Raw genomic sequence first — 12521 nt, forward strand, 5'->3', positions numbered from 1 at the left:
ATTTCCAAGGTTCGATTTCCAAGGCTCGCAAACATTGTCTCAGAAGATCGAGGATTACGCGCTGATCGGCGACTGCGAGACCGCAGCGCTGGTCGGACGCAACGGCTCGATCGACTGGCTGTGCTGGCCGGCCTTCGATTCCGACGCCTGCTTTGCCGCGGTCCTCGGCACACCCGAGAATGGCCGCTGGCTGGTTGCGCCGACCGAGGATGTCACCACAATTTCGCGCCGCTATCTCGGCGATACCCTCATCCTCGAAACGCGGTTTGAAACGACGTCCGGCACGGTTGCGTTGATCGACTTCATGCCGCCGCGCGGCAAGGCGTCGGACATCGTGCGGCTGGTGTGCGGCGTGAGCGGCACGGTGAAGATGCGGATGGAACTCGTGATCCGCTTCGGCTTCGGCGTCGACGTTCCCTGGGTGCGCCGCTGCGAGGACGGCTCGCTGCTGGCGATCGCCGGCCAGGACATGACGGTGCTGCGGACGCCGGCCAAGACCCGCGGCGAGGATCTTACAACGGTCGCTGAATTCGAGGTGGCGGCCGGCGAGACCGTACCCTTCGTGCTGACCTATGGCCCCTCGCATCTCGATCCGCCCGAGCCGATCGATCCGGAGATCGCGCTCCAGGAGACGGAGAAATTCTGGAACGACTGGTGCAGCCGCTGCACCCGCGACGGCGCCTATCACGATCTCATCCTGCGCTCGCTGATCACGCTGAAGGCGCTGACCTTTGACCCGACCGGTGGCATCGTCGCGGCGCCGACCACCTCATTGCCGGAAAAGCTCGGCGGGGCCAGAAACTGGGATTACCGCTTCTGCTGGCTGCGTGACGCCACTTTCACGCTGCTGGCGCTGATGAACTCGGGCTACACCGAGGAAGCCTCGGCCTGGCACAATTGGCTGTTGCGCGCGTCCGCCGGTTCGCCGTCGCACATGCAGATCATGTACGGGATCTGGGGCCAGCGTCGGCTGCTGGAATGGGAGGCGGGCTGGCTCGACGGCTATGAGGGCGCGCAGCCGGTGCGCGTCGGCAATGCCGCCCATGCGCAGCTCCAGCTCGACGTCTACGGTGAGCTGATCGACGCCTTCCATCAGTCGCGGATGGCCAAGCTGAAGCTCGACGACGAAGCGACCTGGGCGCTGGAATGCGCCGTGCTCGATCATCTTGCAGAAGTCTGGGACCAGCCTGATCACGGCATCTGGGAGCGGCGCGGGCAGCCGAGGCATTACGTGTTCTCCAAGGTGATGACCTGGGTCGCGTTCGATCGCGGCATCAAGAGCGCCGAGACCTTCGGCTTCAAGGCGCCGCTGCTGCATTGGCGCGCCCTGCGCGACGCCATTCATCGCGATGTCTGCAACAGGGGTTTTGACGAGGAAGAGAACGCCTTTGTCGAATCCTACGGTTCGAAGCTGCTCGACGCCAGCGTGCTGCTGCTGCCCGCGGTTGGCTTCCTGCCGGCGTCGGATCCGCGCATCTGCGGCACCATCGCGGCCGTGGAAAGACACATGATGCGCGACGGCTTTGTGCTGCGGCACGATCCGCGCGAGGTGTCCGAGGAGCAACAGCCGATCGAGGGCGCGTTCCTGGCCTGCAGCCTGTGGCTGGCGGATGCCTATGTGCTGTCAGGCGACCTCGATAAGACGCAAAAGTTATTCGATCGCGTGGCGGGCCTGGCGAATGATGTCGGGCTGCTCGCCGAGGAATATGATTCCGTCGCGCGCCGCCAGACCGGCAACTTTCCGCAGGCGTTGACCCATATCGCGCTGATCAACACCGCGCACAATCTATCGGCGGCACGACAGGGCAGCGAGAAGCCGGCGATGCAGCGGTCGCAGTAGCTCCTTAACCCACGCCGTTTAGCTTCAAAATCATCTCCATCGCCTCGGCAAAACCGTCCTGCTCATTGGTTGCGGTGACGTGGGTTGCCTGCTCCTTGACGCTGTCGGTGGCATTGCCCATGGCGATCGAGACGCCGCTGACGCGGAACATCGAGAGGTCGTTCTGCATGTCGCCGATGGTCGCGACCGCGTCGGTCGCAATCCCCAGGCGCTTGGCCATCGCCTCGACGAACGTGCCCTTGTTGAAGCCGGGCGGGGTGATGTCGAGATAATAGGTCTGCGACCGCACCGCCGTCGCCTGCGTGCCGAGCGCCTCCTGCATCGCCTTTTCGCAACGCTCGAGGCCCGCGGCATCGGCGCTGGCGCCGACGATCTTGCAGGCGCTTGCGAGGTAGGGCGAAAAGTCCGTCACGATGGTCGGCGCGGACCGGATCGTGTGCTGCTCATGGGCGACGTATTTGCCGTTCGGGTTATCGATCAGCCATTTGTCGTAGGTGAAGAGCCAGATGTCGGCGCCGAACTCGCGGAGGATTTGCAAGCATCGCTCGGCGGCGCTTGCAGGGATGAGGTGTTGCTCGACTGGGTTCATCTCGGGATCGACGATCGAGGAGCCGTTGAACGGGCCGACCGGCAGCCAGATCGCGAGCGGTTCGACCAGGAAGCGCATGCCGATTGCGGGGCGGCTGGAGGTGATGGTGAAACCGATGCCGGCCCGGTGCAGGCGGTGCACCGCGGATCTGGCGCGGTCGGTCAGCGTCTTGTCCTTGGTCAGCAACGTGCCGTCAACGTCGGAGACGACGAGTGAGATCTGTGTCATGGCATGGCCCTGCTTTTCCCGCCGGCGAATTTCAGCTGCCGCATGATGCCGTCCACGATCGCCTCGACGGACTCGTCGATCGAGGCCGTAATGACGTGCTCACTCGCCTCGGGTGGCTCGAGTGTGTTGAACTGGCTGGTCAAAAGCCCGGGCGGCATGAAATGGCCCTTGCGGTGGGCGAGCCGGTCGGCGATCAGCTCCTGGGTGCCCTTCAGAAAGACGAAGCGGACGTCGTCGCGTCCGCGCAGCAGCACGTCGCGATAGGTGTGCTTCAGCGCCGAACAGGCGATGATGACGTGTTTGCCCGCCTTGCAGACCCGTGCGATTTCGTCGGCGATGGCGTTGAGCCAGGGCCAGCGGTCCTCGTCGGTGAGCGGATGGCCGGCCTTCATTTTCTCGACGTTGCTGGCGGGGTGAAAGCTGTCGCCGTCCTCGAAGCGCCAGCCGAGGCGTTTGCCGAGCAGTTCTGCAACCGTGCTCTTGCCGGAGCCCGACACGCCCATCACGATCAACGCACAAGGTGCTTCAACGCCCGCCACGAATTCCCTCCGGAAGCGCGGCCTGGTCGACCAGCCAGACGGTCTCACCATTCGAGCGCGCGCGTACAGCGGGCAGAGTCTCGCCATTGAGGAGGCGCGTCAAGATCGGCTGCTTGTCGTGCCCGGCTATCTCGAACAGCATTTCGCGGCAGGAGGCCAGAGCGGGCAAAGTGAGCGAGACCCGCGGCACGAAGGGAGCGACATTGGCCCTGGGGACGCCGACGACCCAGCGACCGGTCTCCTCGATCGCGGGATAGCCCGGGAAGAGCGAGGCGGTGTGGCCGTCGGGACCTGCGCCCATCAAAACCATGTCGAACAGCGGCCGCGCCGGATCGAGCCGGTCTGCACCGTAGAAGGCCTGTAGCACACGCGCATAGGCCTCGGCGCTCCGATCGGGATTCTCAGTCGTTGTCGGGATCGGATGGATGTGACCGGGAGGCGCGCTCCGATCGAGAAAGGTCGCGCGCGCGACCGCCATATTGTTGAGGGGATCGCTCTCCGGCACGAAACGCTCATCGCCGATGAACCAGTGCACCCGATCCCACGGGATCTTGCCGCGCCAGGCGTCGCTTCCGAGCAATTGATAGAGCTTCTTCGGGCTGGAGCCGCCGGTGAGGCAGATCGCAATGCGCCCGGCATTGGCCGCGATCCGTGCCGTCACCCGCTCGGCCGCCGCCTGCGCGAGTGCCTCGGCGTCGGCCACGACAATCAGCTTGGGCTGGCCGGCCGTGTCCATCACGTAAACTTCCGCCAGCTTCGTCCGTCGCGCCGGAGCAGTTCATCGGCACAGGCGGGGCCGTCGCTGCCGGCGGGATAGGTTTCGATGCCGTTGGTGCCGGCCTGCTTCCAGGCGTCGATGAACGGCTGCACCGCCTGCCATCCGGCCTCGACGCCGTCGGCGCGCTGAAACAGGATGTTATCGCCGATCATGCAGTCATAGATCAGCGTCTCGTAGCCGGTCGAGGGGTCAGCCCGGAAATAGTCGCCGTAGCGGAACTTCATCTCGACACCGTCGATCGTGATGCTCGGTCCCGGAATCTTGGCGTTGAACTGAAGCTCGATGGTTTCGGTCGGCGCAATGCCGATGGTGAGGAAGTTCTGCGAGAGGCGGTCGACCGCCGTGCCAGAGAACATCGACAGCGGCGCCTGCTTGAACTTGATCGCGACTTCCGTTCGCTTGTGACCCAATGCCTTGCCGGTGCGCAGATAGAAGGGCACGCCGGCCCAGCGCCAATTGTCGATCATCAGTTTTAGCGCGACATAGGTTTCGGTGGTGCTGCCGGGCTTGACCTCCTCGGTCTTGCGGTAGTCCGGGATCTCGTCGTCGCCGATGCGGCCGGCAAGATACTGCGCGCGGACCGAACTTTTCAGCGCTTCCTCCTGGCTCGGCTGCTGGATCGCGGTGAGAACCTCGGCCTTCTCGGAGCGCACCGAATGGGCGTCGAACCGGGCCGGCGGCTCCATCGCGACCAGCGACATCAGCTGGAACAGATGGTTCGGCACCATGTCGCGCAACGCGCCGGTGGCGTCGTAGAAGCCGCCGCGATGGCCGACGCCGAGCTTCTCCTCCACCGTGATCTGGATGTGATCGATATGGTTGCGATTCCAGATCGGTTCGAACATGCCGTTGGCAAAGCGCAGCACCAGGATGTTCTGCACCGTCTCCTTGCCGAGATAATGATCGATCCGGTAGATCTGGTGCTCATCCATGATCTTCAAGAGCTCGGCGTTCAGCGCGCGCGCCGAAACGAGGTCGGTACCGAACGGCTTTTCGATCACCAGCCGCCGCCAGGCGCCGTTCTCTTTCATCAGACCGGTACGGCCGAGCTCGCGCGCGGTCGGCGCGAACGCGGCCGGCGGGGTCGCGAGATAGAACAGCCGGTTGCCGCCAGTGCCCTGCGCGCATTCGAGCGTATCGAGATGGTCGCGCAAGCGGTCGAATGACGGTGGGTCCTTCGGATCGGCCTCGACGAAGGTGACGCATTGCAGCAGCTGCTGAGCAATGGCGTCGTCGACCGGTCTCGTGGCGAACTGGCGCAGGCCCTTCATCAGGCTGTCGCGCAATTCGTCATCCGATTGGCCACTGCGCGCCACGCCGACGACGCAGAACTTTTCCGGCAGCAGGTTCTCGGCCGCCAGATTGTAGAGGGATGGCATCACCAGCCGATGAGTGAGATCTCCGGTCACGCCAAAAATGACGAAGGCGCAATTTTCCGGCTTGCGCTTGGGCTGCGGGTCTTTTGTCACGAATGATCGGCCTTCGCTTTGTTGTTTATCACTTGGGCTTCGAGGCGTCCGGCTGCTTCGGCTCCTTGTGGCCGCCAAAACCCGCGCGCATCGCGGAGAGAATTTTTTCGGCGAAGGTGTGTTCCTTGCGGGAACGGAAACGTGCGTAGAGCGCCGCAGTCAGGACTTCGGCCGGGACCGCCTCGTCAATCGCTGCATTCACGGTCCAGCGTCCTTCGCCGGAATCCTCGACGAAGCCGGAATATTCCCCCAGCGCCGGGCTGTCTGCGAGCGCCGTCGAGGTGAGGTCGAGCAGCCAGGACGGGATCACGGAGCCGCGCCGCCACACTTCGGCGATGTCGGCGAGGTCGAAATCGTAGCGATGATCCGCCGGCAAGGCCTCGATGCTTGCATTCTTGAGGATGTCAAAACCTTCGGCATAGGCCTGCATCAGGCCGTATTCGATGCCGTTATGGATCATCTTGACGAAGTGGCCGGCGCCCACCGGGCCAGCATGGATATAGCCCTGCTCGATGCGGGGATCGCGCCCCTCACGTCCCTCCGTGCGCGGGATGTCGCCGGCGCCGGGCGCGAGGGCTGCGAAGATCGGATCGAGCCGGTCGACCACGGGCTTCTCGCCGCCGATCATCATGCAATAGCCGCGGTCGAGGCCCCAGACGCCGCCGGAGGTGCCGACGTCGACATAATGGATGCCGCGCTCTATGAGCGCCTTGCCGCGGCGGACGTCGTCCTGCCAGAAGGTGTTGCCGCCGTCGATGATGACGTCGCCTTCCTGCATCACCTTTGCGATCGTGTCGATCGTCGTCTCGGTGATGCGCCCCGCCGGCAGCATCACCCAGGCGGTGCGCGGCCGCTCCAGTTTGGCGATGAACTCCTCCAGCGTCGCCGATCCCTGCGCGCCGTCTGCGGCCAGGCCGGCGACGGCCTTGGCGTCCTTGTCGTAGACCACGGTCGAATGGCCGTGACGCATCAGCCGGCGAACGATGTTGCCGCCCATCCGGCCGAGGCCGATCATGCCGAGTTGCATCGAGATATTCCTCTAATTCAGTGCATCGTTGAGCGCCGCATTGAGCGCCGCGAGACCTTTCTTGAGCCCGCCCTTAAGGTGGACCCGAAGCGCGCGCCGGCCACGTTCGGTGAGCACGTCGAAATCGCCGCGCGCCTGCGCTGCCTTGATCACGCCAAAGCTCGCCTTCTGGCCCGGCACCGGAAGATCCTTGGCATCATCCGCGGTGATCTGGAGGAACACGCCGCTGTCGGGCCCGCCCTTGTAGGCCTGCCCGGTGGAGTGCAGGAAGCGCGGGCCGAACTCGGCGCAGGTCGCGACGTGGCGCTTCTCGCGCACCTCGAGCCGCATCGCCTGGAGGGCCTCGATGGTGGCCTTGTCGCGCGCGATGTAGCCGAGCAGGGCGACATAGTCGCCATGGCTGGAGCGGGAGAGATGCGCCTTCAGCCACGAGGTGAGGTCGCCGTTGGCGCCGGCGGCGCGGAGCGCCGCGGCGTTGGTCGCGTCGGTGTAGAGATCGGCATCTGCTGTTCTGACCACCGGCTGCTCCGCCGGCAGCGCGCCGGTCTTCTCGAACGCGGCCGTCAGCTCGCGGGTCTTGATCTTGGCTGCCTCGACATCGGGCTGGTCAAATGGATTGATGCCGAGGATCGAACCGGCGACGGCGGTAGCCATCTCGAAGCGGAAGAACTCCTGGCCGAGATGGTCGATCGACTTCATGACGATGCGCACAACGGGATGGCCGGCCTGTTCGAGCGCGGTGAGCTTCTGGTCATGCGTAGCGTCCGCCTCGCCTTCGGTGCGGATGTCGATGAAGAAGCGATCGTTGCCGTAAAGCGAGGGTTCGCCGAGCGGCTCGCCCGCAATCGGGATCAGGCCCTTGCCCTCCTTGCCGGTCGATTCCGCGATCAGCTGCTCGGCCCAGGCGCCGAAATCGGCGATCTTGTTCGACGACAGGATCGTCACCTTGTCGCGTCCTTCGAGGCCGGCGAGGCCCATGGCGAGTCCGAGCTGCACGCCCGGATTTTCCTGCGGCGGCACGTCCGGCCCGCAGGAGCGGGCCATCGACAGCGCATGCTTGATGAGGGTTTTGACGTCGATGCCCGCAGTGGCCGCCGGCACCAGCCCGAACGGCGAAAGCACCGAATAGCGTCCGCCGATCGAGGGCTCGCCGTGGAAGGAGCGGGCATAGTTCAGCTTTTTCGCAGCCTTCTCCAGCGACGAACCGGGATCGGTCACCGCGATGAAGCGATGGCCGGTCTTGACCTTTGGTCCGACCGCCTGCGCGACGCGCTCATGAAAATAGTCCTTCATCGCGTTCGGTTCGGTGGTGCCGCCGGACTTGCTGGAGACGATGAATACGGTGTTGGCGATGTCGATCTTGGCTTCCATCGCCCGCACCTGCGCCGGGTCGGTGGAGTCCAGCACGTGCAGCTTCGGGAAGCCCGACTTTTTCGCGAACGTCTCGGCCAGCACTTCCGGTCCGAGGCTCGATCCGCCCATGCCGAGCACGACGGCATCGGAGAATTTCTGACCCTTCACGCGGTTGGCGTAGTCCTCATAGTCGGCGACGTCGGCTTTCGCTGCGCTGTCGAGCCAGCCGAGCCATTTGTCCTCATCCGTCCCGGTCCAGACCGACTTGTCGCGCTGCCACAGCCTGCGGATCTTTGCAGAGGCCCGCCATTCCTCGGTGCTCTTGGCGACCGCCTTGCCGAGCCCGTCGCCGAGCGAGAGCTGCTGGCGGTCGATCGCCGGCCCGAGCACGGTGGCCCGCTTGTGGGCGACCGCGCCATAGAGCTTGTCGGCGGCATCCGCGAACTGCTTGACGCCGTCCTTGACGAGCTCCTCGGTGATCGCATCGAGCGAGACGCCGGAGCGCTCCAGCTCTTCCAGCACACGGTGAGCGTCCTCGACATTCTCCTCAAGGCTGTCGCGCGGCTTGCCGTGGTCGCGGAACGCATCGAGCGTCGCCGGCGGCACGGTGTTGACGGTATCTGGGCCGATCAGCCCCTCGACATAGAGGACATCGCTGTAATCCTTGTTCTTGGTGCCGGTCGAGGCCCACAGCATGCGCTGCGGCCTGGCGCCCTTGGCCGCGAGCTTCTCCCAGCGCGGACCGGAAAACAGCCGCTTGTAGTCCTGGTAAGCGACTTTGGCGTTGGCGATCGCGACCTTGCCCTTGAGCGCGGCGAGCCGCTCCTTCTCGGATGGATCGTTGGCGCGAGCGATCTTTTCGTCGAGCTGCTTGTCGACCACCGAGTCGATGCGGCTGACGAAGAAGCTTGCCACGCTCGCGACATGCGACGGATCGCCGCCGCCCGCGACATATTTTTCGAGGCCGGCGAGATAGGCTTCTGCGACCTCAAGATAAACTGCCTTCGAGAACAACAGCGTGATGTTGATGCTGATGCCGTCGCCGATCAGCGTTTCGATCGCCGGCAGGCCCTCCGGCGTCGCCGGCACCTTCACCATCAGATTCCTGCGGTTGACGTCCTTCCAGAGCCGCCGCGCCTCGGCGACCGTGCCGGCGGTGTCCATCGCCAGATAGGGCGAGACTTCCAGGCTGACATAGCCATCGGCTCCCTTGAGGCGGTCATAGACCGGGCGCAGCACGTCGGCGGCGTTCTGGATGTCCTCGATTGCGACGGCTTCGAACAGGTCGGCGACGGTCCGGTCGCCGCGCTTCAGCGCCTTGCCGATCGGGGCGTCGTACTCGTCCGAGCTGCCGATCGCCTTCTCGAAGATTGACGGATTGGAGGTGACGCCCTTAACGCCGTCGGTGTCGATCAGCCGCTTCAGGTCGCCCTTGGCGATGAAGCCGCGGGCCAGGAAGTCCAGCCAGACGGCTTGTCCGTGCTTTTCCAGTTCTTTGACGGGATTCATGATGTTTATTTATCTCCAAGCCTGCGGGCGAGGGGTTTCCGCGCCGGTCCTGACGCGCTATCCTGTAGCTTACATGCTCCCGGGAGGGAACCAATCAAGGGTATTGGCGTCATACTCTCAGTGTAACTCCGTTGCGATCATGGTGATCCAGGCGGCAGTGGTGGATTTGCGCAATAAAAATTGGCCGGGACGGTTCGGCCGAGGTCTTGTTGCGTAATTTCTACTGTCGCGTCACGGAGTGTCGTCAGTGGATTCCGATCCGCCTGACGCATCATTGGCTCGGCCGCGAATGGCTATGCTTGGGGGAAAGCATGCACGCACATCCTGACCGTGCTGCACTCGCCGTCGCCGACAACGCGCAATCGGCGGCTGCGGCCATATGCATCGACGCGTCCCACGATCTCGAAATCAGCCAATGTGCCACACGCCTGCGGCTGCTGGTCGCGGCCGGCTTCGCGATGACACTGCTCAGCGCAAGCCTTGCGCTCGATTGGTGGGACGGCCTTGGCGACTACGACACGGCGATGGGCTATGCCGGCGTCGTGGTGTTCGGTTCGATCACCTGCTGGCTGATCTGGATGCTGCCGGCCGAACGGGGGGCGGTGGTCATTGTCACCCCGTACGGCATCCGCGATCTCCGCATCGGCAATGAATTTCTGCTGTGGGACTCGATTGCAGGTGTTTCGGGTGAGGAATGCCGCGGGCACAAGGTGATTGTCCTGACGCCGACGCCGGCCCTGCAGCGGCAGCTCTCCTGCATCCGCGCCGCCTCGCGTGGCGCGCCGGCCGATCGCATCGTCATTCAGTCCGAGGGGCTGACGACCGATTTTGACACATTGCTGCGCGCCTGCCGCGACTGTCATGCTGCCAGCGATTCACGCACCGCATTGCGGCGAGACCGCGATCACGGCGCGGAAAGCCCGGCCGCACCAGCGTCATAAAGCTGCCGCCGGCTGGCTTCTATGCTGCGCTGCCGGATAGCCTATCCCCGGTAACGCCCGGATGTTGCGGTGAGGCGACATTTGCTGGAAATTAGCGAATACAGGTATAGATTCGCATAAATAACAGGCAGGTGCCTGTTCGTAACTCACCCGATGCCTACGTTGTGCGTTGCGTGGTGAAGGGCCCCGGGTGTCGAATGATCGTCATGTGCTCACGCTGATTCGAGAGTGGCGCTAAGGAACGGTCCGGTCGCTGCTTTAGTTCAGTTGTGTAGCGGAACTCACGCGGAGAGGGATCATGTACAACGATTCGCTATTCAACGCTTTCGCTAAGTCGTTCGAGGCGAGAAGCCAGCACGACATGTCGATGGCGGAATATCTGGAATCGTGTCGAAGCGATCCCATGAAATACGCCAATTCGGCCGAACGATTGCTAGCGGCGATCGGCGAGCCCCAGACGATTGACACGGCCAAGGACTCACGCCTTGGCCGTATTTTTTTGAACCGCACGATCCGCACCTATCCGGCCTTTGCCGGCTTCTACGGCATGGAAGAAACCATCGAGCGCATCGTCGGTTTCTTCCGCCACGCCGCGCAAGGTCTCGAAGAGCGCAAGCAGATTCTCTATCTGCTCGGCCCGGTCGGCGGCGGCAAATCCTCGCTCGCCGAGCGGCTGAAGTCGCTGATGGAAGTGCATCCGATCTACGTGCTCAAGGCCGGCGATGAACTGAGCCCGGTGTTCGAAAGCCCACTCAGCCTGTTCGATCCCGATCAGCTCGGTCCGATGCTGGAAGAGAAGTACGGCATTCCGCGCCGGCGCCTCACCGGCCTGATGAGCCCCTGGTGCTACAAGCGGCTCGAGGCCTTCGGCGGCGATATCTCGCAATTCCGCGTCGCCAAGATCCAGCCGTCGCGGCTGCGCCAGATCGCGGTCGCCAAGACCGAGCCCGGTGACGAGAACAACCAGGACATCTCCTCGCTGGTCGGCAAGGTCGATATCCGCAAGCTCGAGACCTACGCGCAGAACGATCCCGATGCCTACAGCTATTCGGGAGGCCTCAACCGCGCCAACCAGGGCATCCTCGAATTCGTCGAGATGTTCAAGGCGCCGATCAAGATGCTGCACCCGCTGCTCACAGCAACGCAGGAAGGCAACTATATCGGCACCGAGAATATCGGCGCGATCCCGTTCACCGGCGTCATCCTCGCCCACTCCAACGAGGCGGAGTGGTCGAGCTTCAAGGCCAACAAGAACAACGAAGCCTTCATCGACCGCATCTGCGTGATCAAGGTGCCCTATGTCCTGCGGTTTACCGAGGAGCAGAAAATCTACGAGAAGCTGATCCAGGGCTCCGAGCTCGCCTCTGCGCCCTGCGCGCCGGCGACGCTGGAGACGATGGCCCGGTTCTCGGTGATGTCGCGCCTGCGCAAGCACGAGAATTCCACGGTGTTCGCCAAGATGCGGGTTTACGACGGCGAAAGCCTGAAGGAATCCGATCCGAAGGCGCGCAGCGTGCAGGAATATCGCGACGCCGCCGGCGTCGACGAGGGCATGGACGGTGTGTCCACCCGCTTTGCCTTCAAGATCCTGGCTGCGACCTTCAACCACGATCCACAGGAAGTCGCCGCCGACACCGTACATCTGATGTACGCGCTGGAGCAGTCGATCAAGCGCGAGCAGCTGCCCGAGGAAGTCGAGAAGCGCTACCTCGAATTCATCAAGGCGGATCTTGCACCGCGTTATGCCGAGTTCATCGGAAACGAGATCCAGAAGGCTTATCTCGAATCCTACTCGGATTACGGGCAGAACCTGTTCGATCGCTACGTCGATTACGCCGATGCCTGGATCGAGGACCAGGACTTCAAGGATGCCGACACCGGCCAGCTGCTTGATCGCGAGCTTTTGAACCAGGAGCTGACCAAAATTGAGAAGCCGGCGGGCATCGCCAACCCGAAGGATTTCCGCAACGAGGTGGTCAAATTCTCGTTACGGTCGCGCGCCCAGAATGGCGGCAAGAATCCGACCTGGATCTCCTACGAGAAGATTCGCGATGTGATCGAAAAGCGGATATTCTCTCAGGTCGAGGACCTGCTTCCGGTCATCTCGTTCGGGTCGAAGAAGGACGGCGAGACGGAGAAGAAGCACGGCGAGTTCGTCGCACGCATGGTGGAGCGCGGCTACACCGAGCGTCAGGTTCGCCGACTGGTCGAATGGTACATGCGCGTGAAGCAAGCCGGTTGAGGCGGA

9 protein-coding genes are annotated in these 12521 nt (G+C 63.5%); 3 read left to right on the top strand and 6 right to left on the bottom strand.

The genetic code is table 11. The annotated features are described in order from the left end of the window. The first annotated feature begins 34 nt into the window (after nt 1–34). Nucleotides 35–1840, top strand: coding sequence for a glycoside hydrolase family 15 protein (locus ABIB73_RS10075; RefSeq protein ID WP_354223537.1), 1806 nt, complete (start codon nt 35–37; stop codon nt 1838–1840). A 4-nt stretch (nt 1841–1844) separates the two neighbouring features. Here the strand turns inward: ABIB73_RS10075 and ABIB73_RS10080 are convergent, their stop codons facing one another. Genes ABIB73_RS10080 through ABIB73_RS10105 form a run of 6 tightly spaced genes read right to left on the bottom strand, consistent with a single transcriptional unit; the run spans nt 1845 to nt 9332 of the window. Then, nucleotides 1845–2657, bottom strand: a complete 813-nt coding sequence (locus tag ABIB73_RS10080; RefSeq protein WP_354223539.1) for an HAD family hydrolase — start codon at nt 2655–2657, stop codon at nt 1845–1847. After that, a complete protein-coding gene (locus ABIB73_RS10085) occupies nt 2654–3196 on the bottom strand; it encodes a gluconokinase (protein ID WP_354223541.1) in 543 nt (180 codons plus the stop codon). The genes ABIB73_RS10080 and ABIB73_RS10085 overlap by 4 nt, the downstream gene beginning before the upstream one ends. After that, a complete protein-coding gene (gene pgl / locus ABIB73_RS10090) occupies nt 3183–3932 on the bottom strand; it encodes a 6-phosphogluconolactonase (RefSeq protein ID WP_354224265.1) in 750 nt (249 codons plus the stop codon). Before pgl ends, ABIB73_RS10085 begins: the two co-directional genes overlap by 14 nt. Then, on the bottom strand, nt 3932–5443 hold the full coding sequence (zwf, locus tag ABIB73_RS10095) for a glucose-6-phosphate dehydrogenase (protein WP_354223542.1): 1512 nt from the start codon (nt 5441–5443) through the stop codon (nt 3932–3934). Before zwf ends, pgl begins: the two co-directional genes overlap by 1 nt. Nucleotides 5444–5471: 28 nt before the next feature. Next, nucleotides 5472–6470, bottom strand: a complete 999-nt coding sequence (gnd, locus tag ABIB73_RS10100; protein WP_354223544.1) for a phosphogluconate dehydrogenase (NAD(+)-dependent, decarboxylating) — start codon at nt 6468–6470, stop codon at nt 5472–5474. Nucleotides 6471–6482: 12 nt separating this feature from the next. Next, nucleotides 6483–9332: a bifunctional transaldolase/phosoglucose isomerase gene (locus ABIB73_RS10105; protein WP_354223546.1), complete on the bottom strand. Its 2850-nt coding sequence runs from the start codon at nt 9330–9332 to the stop codon at nt 6483–6485. Nucleotides 9333–9643: 311 nt separating this feature from the next. On the opposite strand from ABIB73_RS10105, the gene ABIB73_RS10110 reads away from it, so the two are divergent. Both ABIB73_RS10110 and ABIB73_RS10115 read left to right on the top strand, forming a co-directional pair. Further along, the gene (locus ABIB73_RS10110) at nt 9644–10273 is read left to right on the top strand and encodes an STM3941 family protein (protein ID WP_354223548.1); all 630 of its coding nucleotides are present in this window, start codon (nt 9644–9646) and stop codon (nt 10271–10273) included. A 298-nt stretch (nt 10274–10571) separates the two neighbouring features. Further along, nucleotides 10572–12515 (top strand): PrkA family serine protein kinase, encoded by a 1944-nt coding sequence (locus ABIB73_RS10115; RefSeq protein ID WP_354223550.1) that lies wholly within the window; start codon nt 10572–10574, stop codon nt 12513–12515. Nucleotides 12516–12521 lie beyond the last annotated feature (6 nt).

Source organism: Bradyrhizobium sp. F1.4.3 (assembly GCF_040548375.1).
Taxonomy (GTDB): domain Bacteria; phylum Pseudomonadota; class Alphaproteobacteria; order Rhizobiales; family Xanthobacteraceae; genus Bradyrhizobium.

What these genes read in the sequence shown, in the direction of transcription:
- gnd (WP_354223544.1), bottom strand. Translation starts at nt 6,470, where the DNA reads ATGCAACTCGGCATGATCGGCCTCGGCCGGATGGGCGGCAACATCGTT.
- ABIB73_RS10080 (WP_354223539.1), bottom strand. Translation starts at nt 2,657, where the DNA reads ATGACACAGATCTCACTCGTCGTCTCCGACGTTGACGGCACGTTGCTG.
- ABIB73_RS10110 (WP_354223548.1), top strand. Translation starts at nt 9,644, where the DNA reads ATGCACGCACATCCTGACCGTGCTGCACTCGCCGTCGCCGACAACGCG.
- pgl (WP_354224265.1), bottom strand. Translation starts at nt 3,932, where the DNA reads ATGGACACGGCCGGCCAGCCCAAGCTGATTGTCGTGGCCGACGCCGAG.
- ABIB73_RS10105 (WP_354223546.1), bottom strand. Translation starts at nt 9,332, where the DNA reads ATGAATCCCGTCAAAGAACTGGAAAAGCACGGACAAGCCGTCTGGCTG.
- ABIB73_RS10115 (WP_354223550.1), top strand. Translation starts at nt 10,572, where the DNA reads ATGTACAACGATTCGCTATTCAACGCTTTCGCTAAGTCGTTCGAGGCG.